The sequence below is a fragment of the Arsukibacterium perlucidum DSM 18276 genome (genome assembly GCF_000382165.1).
GTDB lineage: Bacteria > Pseudomonadota > Gammaproteobacteria > Enterobacterales > Alteromonadaceae > Alishewanella > Alishewanella perlucidum.
Genome location: NZ_KB907702.1, coordinates 187,547 through 214,439 on the forward strand (window position 1 = coordinate 187,547; position 26,893 = coordinate 214,439).

Consider the following 26,893-nt stretch of genomic DNA (forward strand, 5'->3'; position numbering starts at 1 on the left):
TAAATTGAGGTTGAGGTTTGGCTGAGAATAAACGGCGCAATTACCGGCTTACTTTGCATATGGTTGGCGATTACAGTATATTTTAACGGCAATGCACAGCGCGCCAATTCGCAGGTTCTCCGAAGGAAAAGGAAAAAGGAAAAGGAAAAGGAAAAGGAATGCGATTTTTCAGCATTATAGTTAAAGCCTATATTTTAATAAGCGCATTGATGTTACATGCCGTTGCCGCCTATTTTTATCTGTTTCACCCGATATTGGTACACAAAACCATTGAGCAAACGCCGTTGTATAAGGGTATTTCCCCGCCGCCCTCCGCCAGTGGCCTGATAGATGCAGATGTTGATAAGCTGGTACAGCAAGAGCTGTTAACTATAATGCCTGCCTGGCAGCCCCTGCCAACAAATGACCGCATTAGCGGGATATGGCTGGATGGCAAGCAATACAGTTCACTCAGTGACGCTGCAAAACAGCTGCAAGATGGCAGTTATCTCAGGTTAGGCAGTGGCATTTACAATACGGCCCTGAATATTAAACACCATGACGTTACTATTGAAGGCCATGGCCATGTCATTTTTGAGCGTGCGGTATCTGATGGCAAAGGCGCCATTGTCGCCCGCGGCGATAACCTGAAAGTAAAAAATATTGAATGTCGTTTTATCTCGGTAAACAGTAAAAACGGCGCCTGTGTCAGACTTGAAGGCAGCGGCCTTACGTTAGAGCATGTTTACTTTCATAGCAGCCAGACCGGGCTACTGGAAACCGCTAAACAACACGGCCGGATTATTATTACTGACAGCCGCTTTGAAAACCTGGCGGCAGGTGCGCGGGCTCATTCAATTTACCTGAATAGCGCCAGCCTGCTGCTAAGCTCGTCGGTTATTCTGGCAAATCGTAATCAGCATAGCCTGAAATCACGCGGGCCGTTGACGGTCATTGATAAAAGTATTATTGCCTCACTTTCTGGTGGCAGTAGCAGATTGTTGGATATCTCTAACGGTGGTGAGCTGCATATTACTAACTCATTGCTGCAGCATGGCCCCGGTGCGGTGAATAACCAGGCAATTGGTTTTGGCCTGGAGGGAGTTAAGCACGAAACCAACAATGTGCGGATTAGCAACAGCTTGTTATTACTGGAACGCGCGAACAGTAATTTCGTATTACATGCCGGTAAAAATCAGCCAGAGGTTAATATCAGCGGCAATCTGATTATTGGTGCTGATGATGAATTTGCCGATAACCATGCATTTTCTAACAGGAAAAGTGCCAGGTTGCCTGTTTACCCCAAACTTCCGGAAGTATTATGTGAGCTGCATTTGTGCGACAACTAATATTCAACTTACAAGCTATTTGTATAGAATATGCACCAGCGCTAAACCCCGCCATAGATATTGACTTTAAAGAGTGCCACGGATGCTAAATGTATACCTGACAATTGATGTAGAGCTATGGAGTCCGGGCTGGCAGCTAGGGCCGGATGCCCTGAGCAACGCTTTTGATACCTATATTCTGGGCAAAACCGCAAACGGCAATTACGGCTTGCAATACCAGTTAGATATTATTAACGACGCAGGTTTAACTGCAGTCTGCTTTGTTGAGCCTTTATTTACTAAAGCTGCCGGAACGGGCTATTTACGCCAGATTGTTGATATATGCCGCAAGCGTGGTAATGAAATACAACTACATGCTCACCCTGAATGGTTAAAGCACGCCACACCCGACTTTAAAGGAATTGATTTTAGTGAACGCTACCTGCTTAGCCAATTTAGCCAGCAGGAACAATACCAGATTATAACCGCAGCCAGAGATATTCTGGCATCGGTTACTGACTGCAAGATTAGCGCATTCAGAGCGGGCAGTTTTGCGGCAAACACCGCTACACTGGCGGCGCTCAGCCAGGCCGGTATAGCGCTGGATTCAAGCTATAACCCATCCATGCCAAGCCCTGATAATGGCTTTACTGAAGAATGTCATGCTGCCAATGCTCGCTTCAGACAAGCAGACGTTACTGAAATACCAATGACGGTATACAAAACCCATAATAATACACTCAGGCATAGCCAGTTAGCTGCCTGTACCTTTAAAGAGTTACGTTCGTTGCTGCTTAAATCATACCAGGCCGGACATAGCGATTTTGTGATTTTGTCGCACAGTGCAGAACTGTTAGATGGCTCACGCCGCAGAAAAGACCCCGGCAATATTGCGACGCTGGTTAAATTAGTGGCATTTATTGCCGCCAATCAGGATAAGTTTCGCTGCAAGCTTTTTAATGAAATTATTAACACAGATGCTGATTTACCCACAGCTAAACCGCTGGTAAAGCTTGGCGTTAACTATAGCCTGCACAGAGCAGTTGCAAAAATAACCCGGCTAATTCAGGCACGGTTTTAACCCTACACGGAACAGTATAAATGACAGCTGAAATCAAAAATTATAAGTTTAAAATCCGGGTGGGATTACGGGAATTGCTCTGTTTTAACTTCAGGCTCAACGTATTGCATGACTTTATTTCCTCTGTTGAAACCGGCAACAGCCCTGTGACAGAGCCAGCTAAACCAGCACCTGATTCTGACGGTTTTTTATTTAAAGATAAGAAAATCAGTCAGCCAACGCAGAAGCTGAAAATTGGCAAGTTAATTCGCTATATCCCCCATTTTTACAATCACTGTTATATCAATCTGAACACCAGCTTTGACGAATACAAGAAAAAGTTTTCCTCTAAAAGCCTGTCGACGATCAAGCGTAAGATCAACAAGTGTAAAAAAGACGGAGAAGTCGATTTTCGGGAATACCGTGCAGCAGCTGATATCAAACCATTTTTTGATATTGCCCTGCCGCTCTCGCAGCTAACTTATCAGGAAAAACTACTGGATGCCGGGTTACCCTCAGACGAGGATTTCCTGACAAAAAGCATTGAGCTTGCAAGCAATGATAATCTCAGGGCTTATATTCTGTTTATCGACGGCAAGGCAGCTGCCTACTTGTATTGCCCTGTAAAAAACGGCGTATTGTTATACTCTTACCTGGGTTACCATCCCGACTACACCCAAATGTCAGCTGGCACAGTGCTGCAGTGGCTGGCTCTGGAGCGGATATTTGCGGAAGATAAGTTTACGCTGTTTGACTTTACCGAAGGTGAATCACCCCATAAAAAATATTTTGCAACCGACACCAAGCTTTGCGCCGATGTTTTCTTTTTCCGTAAAAGCCTAAAAAGTATTGTCGCTGTGTTTTGTCATTATGCAGTGGAGGCGATAATTAAACTGGCTAAAAAGATCCTAAAAAAAGACAACTAGCCCGGGACCAATTGGCAGTGAGTTAAAATGGTAACGAAAAAGTCAGACCACGCCCCAACGGGAATATTCTTATCCTTAAATGCAGGCGCTGCCACTGATTTTTTCTGAAAATAGCATTGGAAGGATGATTGTTGTGCCATACCCTGGCAAACAACTGCTGAAACCCTTTTTGCTGCATCGCTAAGGCTGACTGGCTTAGCAGCATTGCAGCATAGCCTTTGCCTTGCTGCTCAGTCGCGGTAATAATTTGTACCAGTTTCGCCGCTGCCTGCGGCAACCTGATAAAATTCCGCTGTTTATAACGTTCACCAAACCAATAAAAACAAACACTGACTAACTCGTCATTAGCATACAAACCGTAACCAACTGCCTGCTCGCCCAGGTAGTTGTTTTGCCTGCTGAAAAAAGCATCCACACTAAGCAGATCCTCTTCGGACAACTGCTTGCAGCTTATGGCCGGTGGCAGCTGTGGTTCATTAGTCGCACAGGCAATGTCTTTGCGATACACCCAGTAAATTTCATAGTCGCCGAGCAAGCCTGTCAGGGCTTTTTTCAGTATATTTTTCAAGCTACCTCCCTGCCGGTATTCAGTTTGTCAGGAGATCAGTGCTAATGGCGCGAGTTAGCACTGACCGGCTGCTTTCAGAGTAATATCTCAGCCACATTGGGATGCCCCAGGAAATCCTGTGGGCTGGCGGTGGGGCCGTAGGCACCGGACTGATACACCACCACCCAGTCACCAACCTCAGCCTTTGGCAGCACCATGCGGTCGGCTAAAATATCCAGTGGGGTGCACAATGGCCCGACTACGGTTACCAGCTCAGTCTCACTCTGGCTAAAGCGGTTAGCTATTGCTACCGGATAGTTTTTCCGGATAACCTGGCCAAAATTGCCTGAGTTTGCCAGATGGTGATGTAAACCACCGTTACACACCAGATAAGTAGTGCCTCGGGACTGCTTTTTATCGACTACCTGACAAGCATACAAGCCCGCCTCGGCCACCAGATAGCGACCCAGTTCAATAACCAGTTCGATATCAGCCAGCTGTTGATCGTACTGTTGCAATAAACTTTGCAGCGACTCACCTACCGGCGCTAAATTCAACCGGCGCTCACCGGCAAAATAAGGAATACCAAAACCACCGCCCAGGTTAATCATCTCTGGCCGGTATGGACAAGCTGCCACCAACTTAGCTGCCAGGGCAAAGGTATGCTGGTGCGCTTCAATTAAGGCTTCTGCTTTCAGGTTTTGCGAACCACAGAAAATATGAAAACCACGCAGCTTAACCGGCATATCTGCAATTTTAGCCAGGGTTTCCAGCACCAGCTCTTCATCGATACCAAAGGGTTTGGCACCACCGGCCATTTTCATACCCGAGGCTTTTAACTCAAACGCCGGATTAACCCGCAGCGCCACCTGAGGCGTGTTTGCGGTTTGCGCACCAAGCTGACAAATACGTTGTAATTCACCAAGTGATTCCACATTCAGGGTAACCCCGGCAATGATTGCTGCCAATAATTCAGCGTCGCCCTTACCGGGCCCGGCAAAACTAATGTCGGCTACCGGCATACCACTTTGTAACGCCAGCAACATTTCTTTTTGCGATGCCACATCGAAGCCATCGACCAACGGCTTTAAATGTTGTACCACTGGCCAGTACGGATTAGCCTTGACCGCATAATGCAGCTTTATCCGATTGGGAATATGCTGGCGAAAGCTGGCAACCTGCTGCTCGATAATAGTGCGATCGTAGACATAAAACGCCGGGCGGGCCAATAACTGGCTTATTTCAGCCATGGTGTAACCTGCAGCGACTAACTCGCCCTGCTCTACCCTGAACTGGCTCATTAACTCATGTTGCGGTGCACTATTATTGTTAGAGATGGTATTGCTCGTGCTGGTGTTGCTCGCACTGGCGTTGCTCGGGTTAGTATCGCTTGTGCGAGTAGTGGTCATGCTGACGCTCCTGTCATGCTGTTATTACTGGCAAGAAAGTAATCCTGATATTGGCTGGCCAGCGATTTGCGGTCAATTTTGCCGTTGGCATTTTTCGGCAAGCTATCAAGCACTAAAATTGTTTTTGGCTGCATAAAATTCGGTAAGCTACGCTTTAACTGAGTTTGCCAGCTGTTAACATCTGGATCTGACCCCGACGTTGCTACCACTACTAAAATAGCCTGATCGACGCCATCGTATATTCCCATTGCTGCTACATCGACCAGTGCCGGATCTAAGCGATAGATGGCTTCTTCTACTTCAGTAGGGCTGACCCGGTAACCAGAGGTTTTAATCATTTCATCGCGCCGGCCAATAAAATATAAGTAGCCTTCTTCATCAGCTTTAACCGTATCGCCTGACCACACCGCCGGGCTGGTTAACTGAATGCCGGCTGGGGTCATCGGGTCGAACTTAAAACGCTCGGCCGTTTTCTCAGGTGAGTTCCAGTAACCCAGGCTTACCAGAGGGCCGCGGTGCACTAATTCACCCGGCTCATTTGGCCCGCATAAGCTGCCATCTTCGCGCACGACCAGGATTTCAGCATTAGGAATAGCCTTGCCCATAGAGCCGGGTTTACGGGCTAAATCTGCCGGCGGCAAATAGGTTGAACGAAAGGCTTCGGTTAAACCGTACATCAGATAAGGTTCAGCATTGCTAAAGATACTCTGCAGCTGGCTCAGCAGCGCCTGCGGCATAGCGCCACCGGAGTTGGTTAAATAGCGCACGCTGTCGCTGCTACCATCAGGCCATTTAGCTTTGGCAAGTTGCGCCCATAACGGCGGCACCGCAGCAATACCGGTTACCTTGTGCCGGGCTACCGCTCTTACCACATCCTGTACCAGGAAGAAATCCAGAAGTACCACACTGGCGCCGGTTAAAAAAGCAGTGGTTAACTGGCTTAAACCGTAATCAAAACTTAACGGCAGCAACGCCAGGATGACATCATCTGAGTGGTTTTGCAGATAACTAGCTACGCTGCTGGCCCCTACCAGCATATTACGTTGCGACAACACCACGCCTTTCGGCTTACCGGTGCTGCCCGACGTATAAAGAATTGCTGCCATATCACTGTCAGTAACTGCGCCGCTATGCGGTTTGTGCTGCTGGGTATAATGCTCATCCGGCGCCCCATTGTCATCAGGTTTATTGTTGGCCGGCATTAACGGTTTAACCGCTAAATGCGCCGCTACCTGGCCGGCATCAGCTTCATCTGTTAATAAAATAGTGTGTAAATCAGGGCAATCGGCCAGCACTTCAGCAAGAGATGCTAATCTGTCTTTACTGGTAACCAGCACCCTGACATTACAATCCTGCAGAATATGCTGCACCTGGACCGGCTTCAGCGCCGGATTAACCGGCACAAACACCGCACCGCAAGCATTGGCGCCCCAGATGGTATAAATAGTTTCAAATTGCTTGGGTAAATAAACCGCTACCCGATCGTAACGCTTTACCCCCTGCTGCTGCAGATTATTGGCAACGGCATTAACCTGCTTATACAGTTCAGGGTAGCTTAAGCTTTTGTCCTTAAAGTACAGCGCAGTGTGCTGAGGAAATGCTTGTTGAGCGTGTTGCAGCAGTTGATATAGATTTTTGGCCATTATGTCCTCTAGACCTTTCACTTTTAATCCCTTTGTGTGCAATAATAAATCAGTTTTATCAAGAAACCGATAGAAAAATGAGGTTGATATTAATTTCAGTGTGCAAGCAGCAGGCTGACCGGTTAACCTCACCCAGGATATAGGTATTAAAAGGACGCTGTTTATGCCCAATCAACAACTACTCGCCGATATTTTACGCACTGTACTACAAATAGATAAAGATTTCAGCGCTGACACCCCGCTGCTGGGTGCCATTGCCGAATTTGATTCTATGGCAATTATCGCCGTTATTACTGAACTGGAAGATCAACTTGGCATTGAGTTTGACGATGATGAAATTTCTGCAGAAATTTTTGAGACGTTTGGCCGGTTAAGTGCTTTCGTTGCTGAAAAACAAGCTGCCTGAACCCTGAGTTCATTTTTAACAGGATTAACTATGTTGCCATTTAACCGGGTATCTGTGATTGGCTTAGGTTATATCGGATTGCCTACTGCAGCCGTTATTGCCTCCCGTGGTGTTGAAGTATTAGGTGTTGATGTGTCTGAGCACGCTGTTAACACTATTAATCAGGGTAAGGTGCATATTGTCGAACCCGATTTAGATATGCTGGTACAGGCAGCTGTTACCACCGGTAAACTTAAGGCATCACTCAGCCCTGAGCCAGCTGATGCTTTTATGATAGCGGTGCCGACGCCGTTTAAAGAAAACAAAAGCCCTGACCTCAGTTATATTAAAGCCGCCCTGGAAACTATTGCGCCGGTGCTGGTAAAGGGTAATTTAATTGTATTGGAGTCGACGTCGCCGGTAGGCACTACTGAACAAATTTCCCAGTGGCTGGCTGAACTGCGCCCCGATTTAAAATTACCCCACACTGAAGGTGAGCAAGCCGATTTGTTTGTAGCGCATTGTCCGGAGCGGGTACTACCAGGCCGGGTACTGCAAGAGTTAGTAAGTAACGACCGGATTATCGGTGGTATTACGCCGCGCTGTGCTGAGCGTGCCATTGAACTGTATCAGTTGTTTGTGCGGGGCGAATGCCTGCGTACCACAGCACGTACCGCTGAAATGGCCAAATTAACTGAAAACGCCTTTCGTGATGTCAATATTGCTTTTGCTAACGAGTTGTCGGTTATTTGTGACACCTTAAAGATTAATGTCTGGGAATTGATAAAGCTGGCGAACCGCCACCCACGGGTTAATATTTTAAGCCCGGGCCCGGGTGTAGGCGGTCATTGTATCGCAGTTGATCCCTGGTTTATTGTCGACTCGGCGCCTGAGCAGGCGCAAATTATTCGCAAAGCCCGGGAAATTAATGACAATAAGCCTTTATATGTGATTGAAAAAATAAGACAAGCTGCAGATCAGTTTAAAAAACCGGTGATTGCCTGTCTGGGGTTAGCGTTTAAAGCAGACATTGATGACTTACGCGAAAGCCCGGCGCTGGATATCGCGAAAAAGCTGTTAAGTGAAAATATTGGGGAAATTTTATTAGTAGAACCAAATATTAAGCAACTACCTGCTAAACTGGCTGGTTACAAGGCTGAACTCACCACCCTGAATCAGGCACTGGAGAAAGCAAATATTTTAGTGGTGCTGGTAGACCATAAACAGTTTAAGACCTTACAACCAGCTGATGTAACTACTAAAGTGGTAATTGATACCAGGGGTATTTTTGGTTAAGCATCAAAAAATTTGGCTGTGGGTTTACCCAACCAGGCTTGTCACCGCCTGAGCTTTCGATACTGAGCGTTCAATAATGAATTTTCGACACTGATTTTCGACACAAGGGAGTGTAGTACCATGAAAAAAATCTCATTAACAGCCGTACTTCTGTTAGCCGCGCTTAGCGGCTGCAGCGGCAAAGACGCCGCTGAGCATTATCAGGATGCGTTAAAATTCAGCCAAAGCAACCAATACAACGCGGCTGTGATTGAACTTAAATCTGCTATTGCTCAGGCGCCGGAAAATATTGATTACCGCTTGCTGCTGGCCAGAGTTTATTTGCAAACCGGTGATGTGGTTTCTGCCGAAAAAGAATACGAACGCGCCCTGCGGAACGGCGCAGATCCAGAGACAATTGCCGTAGAAGTTATTCAAACCAGTTTTCTGGCTGAAAACTACCAAAATGTATTAAGTTTGTTTAGCGAAACTGGCAACCTGAGCGCCAAAACCGAACACTATCTGAAGTTTTACCGGGCACTGGCAGAGGTAGAACTGGGTGCAGCTGAAAACGCGGTAGTTATTTTTGATCAGCTGGTGAATAGTGAGTACCCGGATTTAGCCGCCTATGCTGAAGCCGCGTTACTGTTAAATGCCCGGACTATTGGCGCTGCCCTTAGCAGTGTGCAGCAGGTGGCAACAGACAGCCTGATAGCCAAAGAAGCATTATTGCTAACCGCTCAGCTGCAATTGTTTGATAAACAAACAGACAGTGCCATTGCTAATTTGACCAGGTATATTGAGCAGGTGCCATCTGCATTAAAAGTGCGGCTGGTGCTGGCACAAACTTATGTGCAGCAGCAACAATTTGCCGAAGCCGATAAACAACTCAGCTTTATTCTGCAACGGGCCCCAGACCATGGCCTTAGCAATTACTTAAAAGCAACTATCGAATATCAGAAACAGGATTATGCTAAAGCAAAAGAGCATATCGACAAGGCCATTAGTGCCCGCTTTACCAATACACCAAGCCGGGTGCTGGCAGGTATCGTCAGTTACCAGCTTGGCCTGGAACAGCAGGCCCTTACTCACCTCAGTGCGGTTAAAAACAGTTTACACACCTACCCGCCTGCGCAACGCTTATACTCGCTGTTACAGCTGCGTGCCGGTGCCACCGCCGATGCAGCCAGCAGTTTAAGTGATGCGAAATTTACTGAGCAAGATTTATCGTTAGTTGCCGGTACTGCTTTTCAGTTAATTAGCCAGGGTGATGAAAGCCTGGCAGCTGAAATTATCAGTCGATATGAAAATATGGTTGTACCGCAGGATGGCCAGTCATTAAGTACTTTAGGTAGCCTGAAACTGGGCTTGCCTGATCGCAATGCTGAAGGCATTAAAAACCTTGAACAAGCGTTAATGATGGATCCCGGCTTACATGATACCCGCCTGGTACTGGCGGGCAGTTATATCCGACAGAAGCAATTTGACAAGGCTGCAGAGCTGGCAGATGAATGGCTGAAAACTGCAGAAACCCGTAACGCAGGTTACAACCTGAAAGCCCTGACCTATTTATTGCAGCAGGATTTAGAAAACGGCAAGTTAATGCTGGCCGAAGCACAAAAAGCCGACAGTGACAGTGTTTTCACCCTGTACATGCTGGCTGCCGTGGCCCGGGACGAAAAAGATATTGCCAAAAGCGATGAGTTATTAACCCGGGCGCTTGAACTTCGGTCTGATTATATACCGGCACTAATTGCTTATTTCAGCTCGATGCAACAACAAGGTACCCCTCAGGTAGCACTTGATGTTGTTGAACGCTCGCATAAAGCTCACCCCGATAATAATCAGATCCGGATGTTACTGGCCAACCTGTATCAGAGCCGGAATAACTTTGCTGAAGTAGTCAGTATCCTGAAACCTATCAGTGATACTCAGCAGCAGTTTACTCCGGCATTTTATAATCTGATGGTAAATGCATATGTAAGAACGAATCAGACTGATCTGGCACTTGCCCTGGCAGAGCGTTGGTATAACAGCGATGAGAAAAACATTCGGGCCGGTTTAGCGTATTCAAACTTACTGGCTAACGCCCGGCGTTATAAAGATGCGATAGTGGTATTAGATAAGCAGCTTAAGGTTCATCCGAAAGAGCCGGTGTTACTGCGGACTAAAATTGCTGCACAATCTGAAAACGGCGATCAGCAAGGCGCGCTGGCAACCTATGAACTGCTGCCCGCAGAAATAGCAAACAGTGCCGAAATGTTGTATCACAAGGGCCGTATTCAAATTTTAAATAAACAAATTAGTCCTGGCCTGGAAACGCTGAATACGTCTTACAATATAACGCCGCATGCTGCAACAGCTATTGCAATAGCCGGCGCTTACGCTAAAGATATTTCTTATCGCAGAGCCGTTTCGTTTATTGAAGAGCATTTTGCCAAACACGGCAAAAACAGTACTGATTTACATGCCTTCTATGCCAATTTACTGATAGAAGATGATGTTAATAAAGCCGTTACCGTTTACGCTGAAATTGTCCAACAAGCACCGGACAATCTTATTGCCTTAAATAATTATGCCTGGGTGCTTTTAGAAGTTGGCAAAGTAGCAGATGCCAAAACCTATGCTGAGCAAGCGTTAAAAATTAACGGCAATCATCCGGATGTACTGGACACTTACGGCAGAGTGCTGCTTGAGCAAGGTAAGCATGTTGCAGCAAAGGCTCAGTTTGAGCAATCGCTGGCAATACGGCCGGGGCATGCCGAAGTGCAGCTAAATCTGGCACAGGCGCTGATTAACAATGGCGAGCAGCAACAGGCCGGTAAAGTTCTGGCCGCAATAAAAACCGACAATGTTAAGTTTCTGGAGCGGGCCAAAGTATTGCAACAGAAACTAGAACAATAACCATTAGGGCAAAAACGACTGGTTCGGCTTGCTAGCCTGACCATGCAACAATAGCAGTGTCAGGATAACTGACACTGCTTTTACAAGACAGCCGGGGCAAGCCGGCTTTTTTGTCAGTTATTTTTACATGAATAAACTGATGCCCCACCCGGCTTTAAAATTATCCTTACTTTTCATGATGTTAAAATAAACACAAATTAGGCACAGTAAATGCATAAATAGATGCAAGTTGCGAATTATCGTAGTAACTACAAGGAATGAAGTATGAAAACGTTAACCACTTTCTTAGGCGCATCAGTATTTGCTTTGTCTACTTTTGCCGCTTCAGCAGCACCCGTTAATATTAACGGCGTAACCTGGGACCCTACTGATCCTTTGAGCTTTGCTGCGGATACCAACTTTTTTACCCAGAGCATTATCAGTAACCCTGGTGACACCTTATCAGGCTGGGGCCGTATTGGTTCTATCAATGGTAATAACGAGTCAGAGTTTTGCGTAGGATGCGAGTTAACCTTTGAGTTTGGTGGTTTTACTGCAACAAGTATTGTTGCCGGAACCCCTACCAATGCCGGTTTTTTTGCACCTGAATCATCTACCGGCTGGGTAATTGATGTCGCTTTTGAATTTAGTGGCGGTTTCGCTAATTTGTGGGTAGACAACACCCCAGACTTTGACACCGCTAATCCTGCTACTGCGACTGACGGCAACCTGTGGCTGTCATTGGTTCCGAATTTGGGCTTTGGTCCAAGTCTGATTGCTAATGCCACTATCGCCTTTAACCCTGTAACTAATTCGATAATTTTTGACGAAATAATTCTGGGTATGGGTAGCACATTTCTGGACGCAACAGGCGGTGCAGCTTTTGGTAATTTTGATTTAAATTCACAGCGTTACGGTGCTGATGCGCGGGTTACTTCACAGTTTGGTTCTTTTATTACGCCAGACAACGTAATTTTGAACGCCGTAACTGTGCCTGAACCAGCTTCACTGGCTATTCTGGGCTTAGGTTTGCTGGGCATGGGTGCATTGTCACGCCGTCGTCGTAAAGCATAAGCAGCTATAGCTGTTAAAAAACCTCCTTTAAGGAGGTTTTTTTATGGCTGTGGATCAGGCTTAGTGGCCTGGTATCCCGGCTGATACCTGCCGGGGCTGATAATATTATCCGGATCTAATGCCTGTTTAATTTTGCCACTTATTTGCCAGAATGGCTGATCTGCCTTTAGTAAACTGGCTTGTTGCGCCAGATTAAGTCGGTATGGCACCCAGCCCTGCTTTAAACCCTCGCTTACTAACTCATCCAGACAAGCGTGCGCCTGAGCAACAGCGGCAGGATCTGCCCGGTTAAACACAATTGGAATAGTGCTGTCGACAGTATCGTGCTTTAAACTGGTAAAGGTAATCATCGGTTCAATGCCGTGTTTTGGACAAACCGTTCTGACATGAGCTATAAAACGCCGCATAACTTCACTTTTCATTGGCACCAGCGGCGCATACCACAGTAAACCACAGCCATCGGCTGCCGGATTAAGCGCCCGCTCTTTTGCCGGCTGAATGGCTGGGTTGCGCCAATATGCCAGCGGCAATGCTACCTGGTTAGGATAACCCCGCATTATTTCAATGCCACCATCCAGCGAACTTAACATTTTGCGCTGCGTTTTAAGTATGGCTGCAGGAAGCAGTTGCATTACAACCCGGCCAATATTGATCAGCCAGCTATCTGAGAATAACATTTTGCTGCACTGGCCTGCGGTAAAACGTTTAACCTCAGCTCTGGCCGCTTTAACAACAGATTTCTGGCCATACAAGGTACCAGCGATTGTCCAGGCCGGAATATCATAATCTTTGGCAAGCTTGGCAACCTGCTGCTCTGTCATCACCTTATGCACTGCAGGCCCGTTCGGGTTAGCCGCCAACATCGCGGTTACCCGACGCTGATCCATAATATTAACCGAGCCTACTACCCCCTCCAGCTTCTGCAAAATGGTAAATACCAGTTGTTGCGCCTGTTCAAACTGATGCTCACTGGCAAACTGTAAATAGAAGGCACTAAATGCCTCCGGTTCAGCTTTTAACCGCAAGCTGATTTCGGTTACCACTGCCAGGTTACTTTGAGTCCATAAGCCATCCAGATAAGGCCCCAGACCATATTTATAGGTTTTATCTACAAATTTATCTTCGGTTTCATCTAATTCAGCTACGGCTGAACGAAATCTGGTACCGTCTGCTAATACCCCTTTCATGCTATTTACAGCTGCAAAGTGGTCGGTGTAGGGGGTAATACCATAGCCCCGTTCCAGGGCATTACCCAGAATACTGCAACCAGGTCCCGCACCGGTTACCGGCACCATAAACTTCAGTTGATGTCGATTAAGATAATCACGTAAATCTTGTTGAGTGACCCCTGGTTGCACCGTAAAAATACCCAGAGTCTCATCGTCACACTTAATCTGGTTTAACCTGGAAAGATCAAGAATAACGGCGTTGCGGTCATTGGCGCAGGCAGAAGAGTAGCCCCAATTACGACCGGTGCTTAAAGGATGAACCGAAAAAGCGACTTTAGTTGTTTTATGGTCAGAGGCCAGCTTAAGTACTGTATAAATATCTTGTTGATTACCTATACTCACCACTATTCTGGTCTGACCAATGTTGCCTTCACAATTAAGCTGGTATGCTGCCAATTCTGCGGCTGTTGCTAACACCTGGCTGGCGGTACTGAGGTTCTGCGTTAGTATAGTGACGACAGCGGCAAAATTATCTTCACCAGACGAGGTATTCAATAGCTTAATCCCAGTTTTCCGGCAAAATTAATCCCAAAACGGTTATCGCCATCGCCTTTATCCTGTTCAAACAGATCCTGCTCAATCGAATGCAGCAACCGGGTGAAACCTGCAGAAATACTGGTTCTGAACATATCGGAATTAATATAGTAAGCGGCTCTTTTGCCATGGTATTCAACAGGTTTACCAAGCTGTTTAAAATTAATGCCAATAAAACTCAAGCTTCTGGCCAACCTTGGTTCCATCATCACATAACCGTGAAAACGGTTAGAATGAAATCCCATAGCCGCGGCTGACATATATAAACATACCGCTATATAGGGAAAACAGCGTAATTCACTTTCAGAATACGCTTTTTCGTTGAAAGCACCTGTTGCTGCACCTTTAAACTGATCGACTGCCCGCTTCCGGAAATTTTCAGGCACTGCCAGCCGGGAAATTTCGCAGATACTTTCCCGGGGGAAATTCCAGGGTGCGAAATCGTTGTCTTCGATGGCATGCGAACAAAATTTTTCAATGGGAAGTAGTTCATCATCTTTGGCTGAGGTAATTAACCGTACCGTACCAGCCAACGCGTTTGAATTAAGATGTCTGATAAAACAGTGAATAGAGCGGTTATCAAATTCGTCGGACTCTTCATATCCTTCTTTGATATCTTCGAAATGTAACTCTTCACAGTATACCTGATGGCGTAGACGATAAACCTCATGCCGAAGCCCGTCGGTATTAGCAATTTGAGGCCGCAAATATTTGGAAAAATGAGCAGAAATGGTCTTAGCATCATTACTGGCAAGGCCAGCCATAGCTTTTTTTACCATACCACCAATAATGGGTTTATCTGCCAGAGATTTAAGCCGTCTCATAGACCCCTCTTAACCTGTTTTTTATAGCTATGTTACTGCAGATTACCAGAGATAACCTACTGACATCAGACATTAAAGATTGGTACTGTCTGGTAGCGAACCGAATGTCAGATAAGTGTAGATGATCCTGTGGCAATATACGGCTAAAACGCCAGCAATGTTATATAGTCAGATTAGCACCTTTGGCAGGAAAGAGTTATTTAATAATTGCTTAAACAAATAATTCTGCCAATTTAACCGGCACAATTTCTGCAGCCGTTTGATATCCTACATCATATAACCATTGCTTTTGGTCCAGTGTCATATCAAAGTTAACTGAAGATATCAGTCCGGTGTTAACAACAATGGTATTATGCCAATATTCAGCATGAACATACTCCCGCGATATCGCATTCATAAATGTTTGAATTAACATGTAAACATATGACAATACAGGGAAATATCTACTGGTAACCACTGGTTTACTGTCTGCCTCGCTTTTCAGGCGAAAACAAACCAGCGGTAGACCCTGGCCAGACCAATCACGGTGTAAGGCGTCTTCAGATAAAATTACACCGTCGGTCATAACATGATTTTTAAAGCGCTTAAAAGCAAAGAACAATGGAATTGACATCGAGAACCGGATAGCTTGTGACACTTTAAGTTCAGGGGTTAGCTGCCGGTTAAAAATAACCGGGCCACCACCCTGAATATCTGTAGCCAGTACATGTAAATCCAGCTCTAAATCTGCAAAACGTTTGCCCTTAAGTAAATGGTCAAGCCATGATTCAAAGGCATTACCGTCGCTCAGGCCACCTAAGCGAATTAATTTAGTCAGTGACAACCCCCTGAACTGGCGAAAGTCTGTAGTCATTGCCAGCTCATGCATCTGGCTTAAACTCCAGCCTGCGGCATACAAGGCAGCCACGATACTGCCACCAGATACCCCGACTAAATGCCTGAAGGTTAGTTGCTGTTCCTGCAACGCTTTTAAAATACCAATGTAACAAGCTAAACGAGTGCCACCGCCAGATAATATCGGCACAATTTCTTTAGGCATCTGCAACCTTATCAGCTTAATGTTAAGTTCTGCTTCAGTATGGGCTAATATCAGTAAGATTCCAGCATCGGCTAGAGCAATTTGTAAACAAATACGCTAGTATGACAAGGTTCACTAAGGAAAGGGAAAGTACTATTGCTATGGTTAAGCACATTTATGTTTTGAGCATTTTATTACTATTTAGTTATCCAGCCCATACAACTGAACTTGTTGAAACTCTGCAAAAAATTAAACCTTCAGTGGTCGCTATTGGTATTGCTAATCCAACCGGCTCACCACGGATCAGACTGATTGGCAGCGGTTTTGTGGTTAGCCCCGGCAACCGCGTTGTCACAAACTATCATGTTGTTGCTAATCCGCTGGATGACAGCAAGCTGGAACAATATGTTGTATTGTCAGGTCGCGGTACGGTATTTAAAGTACACCCAATTCAACAACAAAAGCATGCACCAGCCCATGACTTAGCGTTGTTAAGCATAGCCGAGACATTACCCGCATTAACTGTTAGCAAAGCACCGTTAATCGCAGAGGGCTCGTCTATTGCGTTTACCGGCTTTCCTATTACTCAGGTGCTGGGGTTATACCCTGCTACCCACACCGGCATTGTTGCAGCACAAACACCTATCGCAATTCCGGTAGATAACGCCCGCAACTTACAGACTGCAATGTTAAGGCAGCTAGACAAGCCCTATCTGGTATATCAACTTGATGCCGTTGCCTATCCGGGCAATAGTGGCAGCGCTGTATATAACCCTGCTAATGGCGAGGTAATCGGCATTATTAACCAGGTTTATATTAAAACCAGCAGGGAAGCAGTACTAAGCGACCCAAGTGGTATCAGTTATGCTATTCCAGCCAGGCACCTGCTAGATTTAATGCAGCAGCCAGACTAAGCAGGCTTTCGCTAATGGATAACGTTTTAAGCTTTGGTCTGGACAAAATTGGCTTTATGCTTGCTGCCGTGGCCTATCTGTTTTTCTTCGGTTTGCTACTTACCACTAAAGTAACCAATCTGCCAAAATACCTGTTACTGGGGCTGTCAGTTGCCAGCTTTTGCTGGGCAGCCTATTACAGCTGGACTGGCGCATTACCTTTTACCACCCTCAGCTCCCACCTGCTTGAAAACGGTAAAAACGCCATGTTACTACTGTTTTTGTTAGCAGCACTTAGTAAGGCAAATAATAGCGTCAGCCAATTCATCCGGCAGCCACATGTTTATGGCTTACTCATTGTAATCGGTAGTTGGATTTTCATTTCCGCCAGCACTGTGCTCAGCGCCAGTAATATGTTTACCGGCAATCTGGCAATTTGCATTTTGCAACTGGCGTTGCTTGAAGCGCTGTATCGACGCTCAGGCGATGCAAAATGGCAGTATAAGCCTCTGGTGTTGGCTCTGACCATTACCACCATGTACGATTTCGCCCTGCTGGCTGAATCGGCATTATTTGGCAGAATAGACGATCAAATCTGGTTTGCCCGGGGCTTCGTCTACTGTGCCATGCTTCCCTTGATGATTATTGCCGTGCGTCGGATTAAAGCCTGGGGCATAAACGTCTATATTTCGCGGGATATAGTGTTGCAAAGTTCATTAGTACTGGGGGCAGGTGTTTATCTATGTTTATTGGCAATTACCGGTTTTTATATTCGCTACTTTGGTGGTAACTGGTCAAATCTAATTCAGGCAACCTTTGTAATACTGGGTATCGCTGCCCTGATCTACTTGATGTTATCCGGTACCCTCAGAAGAAAACTTAAAGTTTTTATCGAAAAGAACTTTTTTGCCAATAAATTTGATTACCGTGAAAAATGGTTATTGCTTACCCGGGCTTTACAGAAAATAGATATTACCCAGCCCGAGGATCATTATAAAAGTTTGTTACAGGCCTGGTTAAGTAGTATTGGCTACAGTCGCGGAGCGATTATCAGCTTTAAAGCCAACAATATAAGTACATTGGTTTTGCATGACCGCCCTGAATTAAATCCCGATGAGCGCCGGTTGATTTCGGCCTATCAACAGCACTTCAGTAACCGCAGTTGGCTGGTTGACCTGTCAGATCGCACTGATCCCTTTGTGCAGGAGCATGTGACATCACAGCTTTTGGATATTCAGCTTATTATTCCAATTCATGCCAAAGGAAAACTTTGGGGGCTATGTTTAATGAATGCCCCAAAAGTGAATAAACTCAGTTTAAACTGGGAGTTAAGAGACTTTCTGACCATAGTTTCTGAGCAAATATCCAGTCAGCTGCTGTTAATGCAGGCCAGCCAGACGTTAAGTGAAAATGCCCAGTTTATTGCGTTTAGCAGAATGTCAGCTTTTGTAGTGCATGATTTGAAAAACGTAAAGGCGCAAATCGACCTGATTTTAAAAAATGCAGCTAAACACCGCAATAACCCGGAGTTCGTTGACGACAGCTTCAGTACCCTGGCTGCGATGCAGCAGCGCTTACAAAACATGCTCAGTCAGTTGACCAACAAAAGGCCCGAACAACAAACCGACAGTCTTATTTCAGTCGGTCGGCTAGTGCAGGATGTTATTGACAACCGCTGTGCTGTTCGAACACCAATGCCGATACTGGATATTAAACAGGACTGCACAATTTTTATCGACAAAGATCGTTTTAGCAGTGTGTTATTTCACCTTATTGATAATGCTCAGCATGCCACCGAAATGCATGGTACCGTAACGGTCACTGTGGATGAGAAGCAAGATAAACTACAATTGGTTATCGCTGATACCGGATGCGGTATGAGTGAAGAGTTTATTCAAAATCGACTGTTTAAGGCGTTCGACTCTACTAAAGGTAATGCTGGTATGGGTATTGGCGCCCACGATGCACTGCATTTCGTCGAACAACAAGGTGGCCAGCTTATTGTCAGTAGCACACCCGGTCAGGGGTCTACTTTTACGCTGCTACTTCCGTTAAAATCGCCGCTCAGCTTAGCTGAGCGCAAAGAAACAGTCATACAAGGAACGTAATATGAAAACTGTACTGGTCGTTGAAGACGACATTGGTATCCAAAAACAATTAAAATGGAGCCTAAGTGACTACGAGTTGGTGTTTGCTGATGACAAAGCCAGTGCCATGACCCAGCTCAGGCGTTTTGAGCCGGCGGTCGTTACCCTGGATTTAGGCTTACCACCAGACCCTGCTAATGCCTCAGAGGGCCTGGCATGTCTGGCTGAAATTCTGGCTGCGCTGCCAGAATGTAAGGTTATAGTGCTTACCGGTAATACTGATAACGAACATGCCCTTAAAGCGGTTGCCTTAGGCGCTTACGATTACTACCAAAAACCAATAGATGCCGACGTGCTGAATATTATTATTCAGCGTGCTTTTAAGCTTACCGAGCTGGAGCAGGAAAACCAGGCCTTAAAGGCTAGTAGTAGCGCTCAGCTGGACATCATTGGCAACAGCGACGCTATGATTAGAGCCTGTCGTACCGTCGAAAAAATTGCACCAACCGAAATTACTACCCTGTTGTTGGGTGAAAGCGGCACTGGTAAAGAAGTGTTCGCCCGGGCTATCCATAAGCAAAGCCCGCGGGCAACTAAACCCTTTGTCGCCATTAACTGTGCTTCGATACCAGAAAACCTGTTAGAAAGTGAGTTATTCGGCTATGAAAAAGGCGCCTTTACCGGAGCCAATAAAACAACCCTGGGTAAAATTGAGTGTGCTAATGGCGGTACCTTATTATTGGATGAAATTGGTGATATGCCAGTTAGTCTGCAAGCAAAAATGCTAAGGTTTCTGCAGGAACGGGTTATTGAAAGGATTGGTGGCCGGCAGGAAATTGAAGCAGATGTCAGAGTAATATGCGCCACTCACCGTAATCTGGCAGAAATGGTCGCAAGCCAGACATTCCGGGAAGATCTCTATTATAGGATCAGTGAAATTACCCTTACTATCCCGCCATTACGGGAGCGTGGTCACGATATTATTATCATTGCTAAGGCATTACTGCATAAGTTTAATAAGGAGTACCATTCGCAAATTCATGGCTTTACCGACAATGCCATTCAGGCCATGTTGCTGCATAGCTGGCCCGGAAACATTCGCGAGCTGCAAAATAAACTAAAATCAGCGGTAATCCTGGCTGATAACAAACTTATTGATGCAGCTGATCTTGGCTTAAATGGTAACAACCACAATAAACTCGATACGCTTCGTAAAGTACGCGAGCTGGCAGAAACTCAGGCCATTCGTCATGCTTACGCGGTAGCCAATACCAATTTATCTAAAACCGCAGATTTACTGGGGATCACCCGGCCAACCTTATATGCACTTATCGATAAATACCGCTTACATGACTTACGAAACACTGAACCTGATCATTAAGCACGTATAACGCTCTGATCTAAAAACAAAAAAGCCCGCATATAGCGGGCTTTTTTCAAGTACCGGAATTAAAGGCTGATACCTTTAGTTTTAGCACGATCTTTTATGTACGAGTCCCAACTACGAACTTGTCTGGACGATGAAGGATCTTTCTTAGCTTCCTGCAACGCAGCATAGGCTTCTTTCAGTTTACCCTGATAGAAGTATGCTTCCAGAATGTTCAGATGAATACTACCCGGCCGGTCGGCATCTCTGCTTAAGGCTGCATTAAAGGCAGTAATCGCATCTGAATAACGCTGGACAGACATTAACGCCATGCCCTGGCGGCGGTAAGCATCAGCCTCGTTGGTCATCTTAGCAAGCTCGCCATAGTACTCAGCAGCCTTACTAAACTCACGAGCCGCCTGGAAATTCGAAGCAATTGCCGTCAGCATAGTCCGATCTTTTTTGATCTGACCACTTTTAACGTACTTCTCATAAATGGTAGCGGCTTTGTATGGAATATTATTATTCGCATACATTTGGCCAAGCGCTTTAAACTCAGACTCTTTTTCCAAAAAACCTTGAGAGTAGGCAATTTGAAAGGCACTTAACGACTTGCTGTAGTCTTCAACCAGAGTGTAAAAGTTCCCCAGATAAATCCAGTAAGTTTTTTCCTCAGGGAATAGCTGCACCATGACTTCTACTGTGGCAACCGTTTCCGGATAACGTTTAAGCTCGTAAAACGAACCCATCTTTGTCAAATAATGAGTTTTGTTAGGTTTATCAGAGAAACGAATAGCGTTATCTGCTGCCGTAATAGCTTTATCAAACTCGCCTATCTGGTAGTGAGCTTGGGCAATACGGAAATAGGCATCAGGATCGTTTTCACCGGTAAAACGCATCCAGCGGCGGTAGCTTTCAATCGCAGCTTTAAATTTGCTTTCCTGGATTTGCAAATCAGCAAGCAACTTTAACGCCGCAGATTGATCGCTAAAACCGAGTACATCGGGCTTTACTGCCAGTTCCAGATACTTTATCGCCTGAGGCATATCTTTAAAGGCATAAATATTACCGAGAAACCGGTATAGAAATGCCTTGTCGAAATCGCCACTCGGATTTGCATCGATAAGCACTGCAATAGCTTCGTCGAGCTTCTCTTCGTTGTATAACTCAAGCGCTTTAGTGATTACCCGACCTACCCGCTCTCCGGGCAACGTCGTTTTCGCATTTTTACGCGCTTCAATCCGCTCACGGTCAGCTGCAGTTAAATCCTGCGCAGTTGCCGGCAGTGAGAAAATACTGAAGCTCGCTGCTAACACTAAACTGGAAGTTAATAACGTTAATTTGTTCATAGTTAACCTCCGGCCATGTCTAAGGTAAAGTCTAGCTGTACCTGCTGACCTGGCTGTTGCATTGGCTTACCATCAACCACTTTCGGGCTGTATTTCCAACGGCGCAGCGCACGAATAGCTTCACGATCGAAAACCCGACGCGGTTCAGCTTCGATAACTTCGACGTTATCTACACTGCCATCTTCCATAATGGTAAAGCTTAACCGAACCCAGCCTTGCAAGCCGTCACGGGCTGCTTGAACCGGATAACGCGGTTCAATCCGCACTATCGGGGTCGCATCACCATCACGTAACAATGAACCAGGGTTGTTTAAACCAACATTTGCACCTAAATCCATGCCTGGCATGTTAAAACCAACCGCACCTGCGGTATTAGTCATCTCAGGCTCTGGCTGTGGCGTTTTTGGCGGCTCAGCCGGTGGTGGCGGTGGTGGTGGCGGTGGAGGCCGCCGCACCTGTGTATCTGAATCAGGCGGCGTAGTGTTGATTTCAACAACAATACGCTCTTGCTCAGGCGGCCTGCGGTCGCCGCTACCTTTAATAAGCAAAGCCATAATCAGAAACAACAGAAACGTTACCACTGCACCGATAATTAACGATGTTAGGAAACGCATCATAACTATTTTTTCTCCCCGGCAATGGTAATAACAAGTGACTGGTCAGCAGATTTAATCTGATCCATTACTTCCATTACTACACCGTGCTTAGCGCCAACATCTGCCTGCAGAATGATAGTATCTGTAGGTGATTCAGCTCTTAAACGCTCAATGTTGGCAGAAACCCGCTCAATATCAACCATCCGCTTATCCATCCATACTTCACCATTCTCACGAATAGCGATAAAGATAGTTGCTGACGGCTTCTGTTGAGCCTGGGTTGCTTCCGGCTTGTTTACATCGATCCCCGCTTCTTTCACGAAAGAAGTAGTAACGATGAAGAATATCAACATAATGAAAACGATATCCATCATCGGCGTGATGTCGATTGCCGCTTCCTCGTCTTCACGAATACGTTTACGTGCCATAAAATTCTCTCTTAATGATGCGGTAAGCTGTCAACGAGATCTGCTTTTTCCCGTTTCACTTTTGTTTCAAGCCGCGAACTGAAAAACAATCCTGATAAAGCTGCAACCATACCCGCCATTGTCGGAATTGTTGCCATCGAGATACCGGCAGCCATGGTACGGGGGTTACCGGTACCTTGGGTTGCCATGATATCGAATACCGCTATCATGCCAGTTACTGTGCCAAGCAAACCAACCAATGGACACATTGCAACCAGAGTTTTAATCAGTAACATCCGCTGATCAAGGTCATTTGTCGCCTCAGAAATCCAGGTATCACGGATTTTATGGGCATACCAGGACGTGGTATCTGCTCTGGCATCCCACCTGACAATAATATCCTTTTTAATCTTAGGAAATACTGCCGATACGTACCAGTAGCGCTCTAACATCAAAAACCACATGATGAAGAGAACCACGGCAACAACGTATAACACGTTGCCACCGGTATGAATAAAATCCTGTACCGATTCCCACAGCCCTACTAGCTGGGTCATCATTAGGCGTTCTCCTTCTCCGCATGAGCAGCGACAATACCAGCGCTTTGCTCATCTAACACATGTAAGATAGATTTAGATTTAGCTTGCACGATGCTGTGAACAAACAGTAATGGTAAAGCTGCAATCAGACCCAGAGCGGTTGTTACCAACGCTAAAGAGATTGAACCTGCCATCAGTTTCGGGTCACCGGTTCCGTACAGAGTAATTTGCTGGAACGTCAGGATCATACCGATAACGGTACCTAACAGACCCATCAGTGGAGCAACAGCTGCAAACAGCTTAATTAAACCAATACCACGGTCAATACTTGGTGTTTCACGCAAAATGGCTTCATCAAGTTTCAATTCAAGGTTTTCAACATCAGCAGAACGGTTCTGGTGATACACGTTCAGAATACGACCCAGCGGGTTGCTGTCTGACGGGTTGGCCAGGTTTTTCAGCTGAGCACGCATCTTGCCGCCAACAATGGTTAATACCAGGAAGCGTTCAAGGGCAATCAGTAAACCGATAAACAGTAATACCGTGATCAGGTAACCAACAGTACCACCCTGGTGATAGTATTCCATCAGTGTGCTACGTTGCTGGTTTAAGCGCAGTAAGCTGTTGCCTTTAGTAGGGTCAACATATAAACCGGCTAACTCACCTGTTGAGGCACTGTGGTAATCAGCAACAGAACTGTGGATCTTAGCCTGCGGCTGACGACCCAACGGCTGGATTTGGTCAGTATCCACGTTACGGATTAAATATTGATCGGCAGTAGTCAGGTGGAAAGAACCAAAACGGGTAACCCGCTCAGTTGAACTGCCGCCATCTAACTTAACCACTTCAGCATCAAACTTAGAAATTTTAGCTGATTCAGTCATTTCAGTCAGCATGGCAACCCACAGGTCTTCCATCTGGCTTAAGGTTGGCAGCTCAGTTGCTGCAGCAATAGCACGCAGTGGCTCTTCACGGCCAGGGTACTGAGCGCTGATCAATGAACTGGTGATAACACCGATAGCCTGGTTGGCAGATTGGCGAACCACACCAAATACTTCACCCATAGTACCCTGGGCGCTTTCCAGCTCCTGGATTTTCTGAGCAATTAAGATGTCGTTATCTGAATACTGCTTAGCTAAGCGCTTGCCACGTGCTTCTTCATCAGCAAATTGCTTTTTAGCCGTGTTTAACAATGATTGCTTGTCAGCACGCTCTGCCAGGAAAGCACGCTCACGCTCCTGGTTCATCCGGCCTTCAACAGCCCGCTCTTTTTTGATTTGCTCTAGTAGCTGGTCAAGCTGAGCAGTATTTGCCGCAGCGTTAAACGCCACTGCTGCCGATAAGGTTACGGCGGCAGCAACAACTAAAGTTTTAATAGCCTTTCTCATTTATTCTTACTCCGCTGCGAAAAGTGGTACACGGTCCATATCAGGAGTCGCTTCACGACGCGACATCTTGATAAGGTTGGTGATTGAATTCATGTACGAATCAGGTAGCTTTTCCCAGCTTTTTGTTTCTTTGTTGTAAGCCCAGGCTGCTTTGCCGTCTAAAGACTGCGCAGTCAGTGCCAGGCGGCCAACACTTAAATAGTCAACAGTGATGTCCTGACCTTCAAAATTCAGGGTGCCCTGGAACGCAGCCATTTCAGAGCCGTAACCCATTTCAATGCTGTATGCTTCCAGGATCTGACGGTATTGCTCTGAACGCTGTACGTCAGAACGTTCCATCAGTTCACGTAATTTTTCAACGCGCTCTAACCGGCGCTCAGTACGCAGAGGAATATCGGCGTTTACGAACTGCTCTAACGCGTCAATCATCCGGAACATCAGGGGTACAGTACCTTTGTTGGTATTTTCCAGGTCATCCATCTGACGTTGTAAAGAGTTGATCTGGCGCTGTTGGTCGTTAACCAGCGTTTGCAAAAAGTCGTTGTAAACTTTTAAGTTTTCAGTTTGCACTACTACAACACGGTACTCGCCCAGCAATTCCTGAGTTTGTTCATATATAGTGTTGATTTTTTCCTGAGACTGCAAAGCTGCACGTTGGATCTGGCTATTAGCCTGATGAAGATCTTTTAAGTCTGTTGCAGCGGCAGAGCCGGCAAAAGCTAAGCTGCCAGCCAGTGCTGAGGCAACAAGACTCTTTTGAATTTTTTTGTTAAACATAGTTCCCAACCAATTATTGCTGATTAACGTAACCTGATTAGTGTAAGGGCTTATGCTGAATAATAAGATGCAAAATTCAGATACAGTAAGCCCTCGGTTAGAGGGTAAACCGTCCGCATCATTGCAGTTAAAACTCAGGTTGTCAACAGCATGCAGCTGCCTGAACCTAAGGTTTACCGCGATGATCCGGCCGGTTTATCACCAGTTTTAAGCGTCATTAAAACTATAGTTGTTAATATTTAATGGCACATTAAATATTTTGGTTATTTTATATTCGGCGTCAGCTTGCCCGCCGTATATAAATCAACCATGGCATCGAGCGACAACGGCTTAATTTTACTGCCATTGCCGGCACAACCAAAAGCTTCATAGCGGGCAATACAAATATCTGCCATTGCGGTTACTGAAGCCTGTAAATACTTACGAGGATCAAATTCAGCCGGATGCTGCGCCAGGTATCGGCGAATGGCTCCGGTTGAGGCTAACCTTAAATCGGTATCAATATTTATTTTACGCACGCCGAACTTAATGCCCTGCTGTATTTGCGCAACCGGAACACCATACGTTTCGGGGATCTTGCCGCCATATTCGTTTATCACTTCCAGCCAGTCTTGTGGCACTGATGACGAGCCATGCATCACCAGGTGAGTATCCGGGATCCGCTGATGTATCGCTTTAATCCGGTCTATGGCCAGGATATCATCTGTAGGTGGCCGGCTGAATTTATAAGCGCCATGCGAGGTACCACAGGCAATAGCCAGAGCATCAACCTGAGTGTCACGCACAAACTGCGCCGCTTCTTCCGGATCAGTCAGCATTTGATCATGGGTTAACACCCCACTTGCGCCAATGCCATCTTCCTCACCGGCTTCACCGGTTTCCAGTGAGCCCAGACAACCTAACTCACCCTCTACTGAGACACCACAAGCGTGCGCTATTTCAACAACCTTACGCGTTACATTTACGTTGTAGTCATAATCCATCGGCGTTTTGCCATCTTCACCCAGTGAGCCGTCCATCATTACTGATGAGAAACCAAGCTGAATTGAGCGCTGGCATACTGCCAGTGACGTGCCGTGGTCCTGATGCATTACCACCGGAATATGTGGAAACTCCTCCACCGCTGCTAATATCAGGTGGCGTAAAAACGGTGCCCCGGCATATTTGCGTGCGCCTGCTGAAGCTTGCACTATCACCGGACTGTCCGTTTTATCAGCGGCCAGCATAATGGCGCGCATTTGTTCCAGGTTATTTACGTTAAATGCAGGGATGCCGTAACCCACTTCGGCGGCGTGATCGAGCATTTGCCGTAATGATATCAGTGCCATGAAAGCCTCTCTTTTATACTAAGGTACAGTTTGTAGGTAAAACATTGTG

The 26,893-nt window shown here is 46.1% G+C and carries 23 protein-coding genes; 10 read left to right on the forward strand and 13 right to left on the reverse strand.

The genetic code is table 11. From position 1 onward, the window contains the following. Window positions 1–158: 158 nt before the first annotated feature. From H141_RS0102395 to H141_RS19745, 3 genes are all read left to right on the forward strand, one after another. A complete protein-coding gene (locus H141_RS0102395) occupies window positions 159–1,328 on the forward strand; it encodes a hypothetical protein (RefSeq protein WP_019674644.1) in 1,170 nt (389 codons plus the stop codon). Window positions 1,329–1,410: 82 nt separating this feature from the next. Then, entirely contained in the window at window positions 1,411–2,388 is a 978-nt protein-coding gene (locus tag H141_RS19740; RefSeq protein WP_019674645.1) for a polysaccharide deacetylase family protein, read from the forward strand. A gap of 20 nt (window positions 2,389–2,408) precedes the next feature. Continuing rightward, window positions 2,409–3,293, forward strand: a complete 885-nt coding sequence (locus tag H141_RS19745) for a GNAT family N-acetyltransferase (protein ID WP_019674646.1) — start codon at window positions 2,409–2,411, stop codon at window positions 3,291–3,293. Between the two features lie 22 nt (window positions 3,294–3,315). Here H141_RS19745 and H141_RS0102410 read toward each other — a convergent pair whose 3' ends face one another. The 3 genes from H141_RS0102410 to H141_RS0102420 form a co-directional block, all read right to left on the reverse strand. Further along, on the reverse strand, window positions 3,316–3,861 hold the full coding sequence (locus tag H141_RS0102410; RefSeq protein ID WP_019674647.1) for a GNAT family N-acetyltransferase: 546 nt from the start codon (window positions 3,859–3,861) through the stop codon (window positions 3,316–3,318). Window positions 3,862–3,935: 74 nt separating this feature from the next. Next, entirely contained in the window at window positions 3,936–5,141 is a 1,206-nt protein-coding gene (locus H141_RS0102415; protein WP_157610696.1) for a pyridoxal-dependent decarboxylase, exosortase A system-associated, read from the reverse strand. Window positions 5,142–5,245: 104 nt separating this feature from the next. Beyond that, window positions 5,246–6,892, reverse strand: a complete 1,647-nt coding sequence (locus H141_RS0102420; protein ID WP_019674649.1) for an acyl-CoA ligase (AMP-forming), exosortase A system-associated — start codon at window positions 6,890–6,892, stop codon at window positions 5,246–5,248. Between the two features lie 163 nt (window positions 6,893–7,055). Between H141_RS0102420 and H141_RS0102425 the strand changes: the two genes are divergently transcribed. From H141_RS0102425 to H141_RS0102445, 4 genes are all read left to right on the forward strand, one after another. After that, window positions 7,056–7,298: an acyl carrier protein gene (locus tag H141_RS0102425; protein ID WP_019674650.1), complete on the forward strand. Its 243-nt coding sequence runs from the start codon at window positions 7,056–7,058 to the stop codon at window positions 7,296–7,298. A gap of 30 nt (window positions 7,299–7,328) precedes the next feature. Continuing rightward, on the forward strand, window positions 7,329–8,573 hold the full coding sequence (gene wecC / locus H141_RS0102430) for a UDP-N-acetyl-D-mannosamine dehydrogenase (RefSeq protein ID WP_019674651.1): 1,245 nt from the start codon (window positions 7,329–7,331) through the stop codon (window positions 8,571–8,573). 120 nt (window positions 8,574–8,693) lie between these two features. After that, window positions 8,694–11,456: an XrtA/PEP-CTERM system TPR-repeat protein PrsT gene (prsT, locus tag H141_RS19750; protein ID WP_019674652.1), complete on the forward strand. Its 2,763-nt coding sequence runs from the start codon at window positions 8,694–8,696 to the stop codon at window positions 11,454–11,456. 264 nt (window positions 11,457–11,720) lie between these two features. Further along, the gene (locus H141_RS0102445; RefSeq protein WP_019674654.1) at window positions 11,721–12,509 is read left to right on the forward strand and encodes a PEP-CTERM sorting domain-containing protein; all 789 of its coding nucleotides are present in this window, start codon (window positions 11,721–11,723) and stop codon (window positions 12,507–12,509) included. 41 nt (window positions 12,510–12,550) lie between these two features. On the opposite strand, the gene H141_RS0102450 is transcribed toward H141_RS0102445, so the two are convergent. From H141_RS0102450 to H141_RS0102460, 3 genes are all read right to left on the reverse strand, one after another. Then, window positions 12,551–14,233 (reverse strand): FAD-binding oxidoreductase, encoded by a 1,683-nt coding sequence (locus H141_RS0102450; RefSeq protein ID WP_019674655.1) that lies wholly within the window; start codon window positions 14,231–14,233, stop codon window positions 12,551–12,553. Then, entirely contained in the window at window positions 14,230–15,096 is an 867-nt protein-coding gene (locus H141_RS0102455) for a PEP-CTERM/exosortase system-associated acyltransferase (RefSeq protein WP_019674656.1), read from the reverse strand. Before H141_RS0102455 ends, H141_RS0102450 begins: the two co-directional genes overlap by 4 nt. A gap of 211 nt (window positions 15,097–15,307) precedes the next feature. After that, window positions 15,308–16,135, reverse strand: coding sequence for a patatin-like phospholipase family protein (locus tag H141_RS0102460; RefSeq protein ID WP_019674657.1), 828 nt, complete (start codon window positions 16,133–16,135; stop codon window positions 15,308–15,310). Between the two features lie 161 nt (window positions 16,136–16,296). Between H141_RS0102460 and H141_RS0102465 the strand changes: the two genes are divergently transcribed. Genes H141_RS0102465 through prsR form a run of 3 tightly spaced genes read left to right on the forward strand, consistent with a single transcriptional unit; the run spans window position 16,297 to window position 20,475 of the window. Next, complete coding sequence (locus tag H141_RS0102465) at window positions 16,297–17,028, forward strand: S1 family peptidase (RefSeq protein ID WP_240473079.1); 732 nt, start codon at window positions 16,297–16,299, stop codon at window positions 17,026–17,028. A gap of 14 nt (window positions 17,029–17,042) precedes the next feature. Next, window positions 17,043–19,115, forward strand: coding sequence for an XrtA/PEP-CTERM system histidine kinase PrsK (gene prsK / locus H141_RS0102470; RefSeq protein WP_019674659.1), 2,073 nt, complete (start codon window positions 17,043–17,045; stop codon window positions 19,113–19,115). Window position 19,116: 1 nt separating this feature from the next. Further along, window positions 19,117–20,475, forward strand: coding sequence for a PEP-CTERM-box response regulator transcription factor (gene prsR / locus H141_RS0102475; protein ID WP_019674660.1), 1,359 nt, complete (start codon window positions 19,117–19,119; stop codon window positions 20,473–20,475). Window positions 20,476–20,543: 68 nt separating this feature from the next. Here the strand turns inward: prsR and H141_RS0102480 are convergent, their stop codons facing one another. The 7 genes from H141_RS0102480 to fba all read right to left on the reverse strand — a co-directional run bounded on the left by H141_RS0102480 (window position 20,544) and on the right by fba (window position 26,844). After that, complete coding sequence (locus tag H141_RS0102480) at window positions 20,544–21,809, reverse strand: tetratricopeptide repeat protein (RefSeq protein WP_019674661.1); 1,266 nt, start codon at window positions 21,807–21,809, stop codon at window positions 20,544–20,546. A 2-nt stretch (window positions 21,810–21,811) separates the two neighbouring features. Next, on the reverse strand, window positions 21,812–22,426 hold the full coding sequence (locus tag H141_RS0102485; protein ID WP_019674662.1) for an energy transducer TonB: 615 nt from the start codon (window positions 22,424–22,426) through the stop codon (window positions 21,812–21,814). Window positions 22,427–22,428: 2 nt separating this feature from the next. Continuing rightward, complete coding sequence (locus H141_RS0102490; RefSeq protein ID WP_019674663.1) at window positions 22,429–22,833, reverse strand: ExbD/TolR family protein; 405 nt, start codon at window positions 22,831–22,833, stop codon at window positions 22,429–22,431. A gap of 11 nt (window positions 22,834–22,844) precedes the next feature. Then, window positions 22,845–23,372 (reverse strand): MotA/TolQ/ExbB proton channel family protein, encoded by a 528-nt coding sequence (locus H141_RS0102495; protein WP_019674664.1) that lies wholly within the window; start codon window positions 23,370–23,372, stop codon window positions 22,845–22,847. Beyond that, on the reverse strand, window positions 23,372–24,739 hold the full coding sequence (locus H141_RS0102500) for a MotA/TolQ/ExbB proton channel family protein (RefSeq protein ID WP_019674665.1): 1,368 nt from the start codon (window positions 24,737–24,739) through the stop codon (window positions 23,372–23,374). Before H141_RS0102500 ends, H141_RS0102495 begins: the two co-directional genes overlap by 1 nt. 6 nt (window positions 24,740–24,745) lie before the next feature. Further along, the gene (locus H141_RS0102505; protein ID WP_019674666.1) at window positions 24,746–25,516 is read right to left on the reverse strand and encodes a DUF3450 domain-containing protein; all 771 of its coding nucleotides are present in this window, start codon (window positions 25,514–25,516) and stop codon (window positions 24,746–24,748) included. A gap of 263 nt (window positions 25,517–25,779) precedes the next feature. Continuing rightward, window positions 25,780–26,844, reverse strand: a complete 1,065-nt coding sequence (fba, locus tag H141_RS0102515) for a class II fructose-bisphosphate aldolase (RefSeq protein WP_019674668.1) — start codon at window positions 26,842–26,844, stop codon at window positions 25,780–25,782. Between the last annotated feature and the right edge of the window lie 49 nt (window positions 26,845–26,893).

Excerpts from the sequence above, each read along its gene's own strand:
- H141_RS0102395 (WP_019674644.1), top strand. The coding sequence starts at position 159 with ATGCGATTTTTCAGCATTATAGTTAAAGCCTATATTTTAATAAGCGCA.
- H141_RS19740 (WP_019674645.1), top strand. The coding sequence starts at position 1,411 with ATGCTAAATGTATACCTGACAATTGATGTAGAGCTATGGAGTCCGGGC.
- H141_RS19745 (WP_019674646.1), top strand. The coding sequence starts at position 2,409 with ATGACAGCTGAAATCAAAAATTATAAGTTTAAAATCCGGGTGGGATTA.
- H141_RS0102415 (WP_157610696.1), bottom strand. The coding sequence starts at position 5,141 with ATGAGCCAGTTCAGGGTAGAGCAGGGCGAGTTAGTCGCTGCAGGTTAC.
- H141_RS0102420 (WP_019674649.1), bottom strand. The coding sequence starts at position 6,892 with ATGGCCAAAAATCTATATCAACTGCTGCAACACGCTCAACAAGCATTT.
- H141_RS0102425 (WP_019674650.1), top strand. The coding sequence starts at position 7,056 with ATGCCCAATCAACAACTACTCGCCGATATTTTACGCACTGTACTACAA.
- wecC (WP_019674651.1), top strand. The coding sequence starts at position 7,329 with ATGTTGCCATTTAACCGGGTATCTGTGATTGGCTTAGGTTATATCGGA.
- prsT (WP_019674652.1), top strand. The coding sequence starts at position 8,694 with ATGAAAAAAATCTCATTAACAGCCGTACTTCTGTTAGCCGCGCTTAGC.
- H141_RS0102445 (WP_019674654.1), top strand. The coding sequence starts at position 11,721 with ATGAAAACGTTAACCACTTTCTTAGGCGCATCAGTATTTGCTTTGTCT.
- H141_RS0102455 (WP_019674656.1), bottom strand. The coding sequence starts at position 15,096 with ATGAGACGGCTTAAATCTCTGGCAGATAAACCCATTATTGGTGGTATG.
- H141_RS0102460 (WP_019674657.1), bottom strand. The coding sequence starts at position 16,135 with ATGCCTAAAGAAATTGTGCCGATATTATCTGGCGGTGGCACTCGTTTA.
- prsK (WP_019674659.1), top strand. The coding sequence starts at position 17,043 with ATGGATAACGTTTTAAGCTTTGGTCTGGACAAAATTGGCTTTATGCTT.
- prsR (WP_019674660.1), top strand. The coding sequence starts at position 19,117 with ATGAAAACTGTACTGGTCGTTGAAGACGACATTGGTATCCAAAAACAA.
- H141_RS0102480 (WP_019674661.1), bottom strand. The coding sequence starts at position 21,809 with ATGAACAAATTAACGTTATTAACTTCCAGTTTAGTGTTAGCAGCGAGC.
- H141_RS0102485 (WP_019674662.1), bottom strand. The coding sequence starts at position 22,426 with ATGATGCGTTTCCTAACATCGTTAATTATCGGTGCAGTGGTAACGTTT.
- H141_RS0102490 (WP_019674663.1), bottom strand. The coding sequence starts at position 22,833 with ATGGCACGTAAACGTATTCGTGAAGACGAGGAAGCGGCAATCGACATC.
- H141_RS0102495 (WP_019674664.1), bottom strand. The coding sequence starts at position 23,372 with ATGATGACCCAGCTAGTAGGGCTGTGGGAATCGGTACAGGATTTTATT.
- H141_RS0102500 (WP_019674665.1), bottom strand. The coding sequence starts at position 24,739 with ATGAGAAAGGCTATTAAAACTTTAGTTGTTGCTGCCGCCGTAACCTTA.
- H141_RS0102505 (WP_019674666.1), bottom strand. The coding sequence starts at position 25,516 with ATGTTTAACAAAAAAATTCAAAAGAGTCTTGTTGCCTCAGCACTGGCT.
- fba (WP_019674668.1), bottom strand. The coding sequence starts at position 26,844 with ATGGCACTGATATCATTACGGCAAATGCTCGATCACGCCGCCGAAGTG.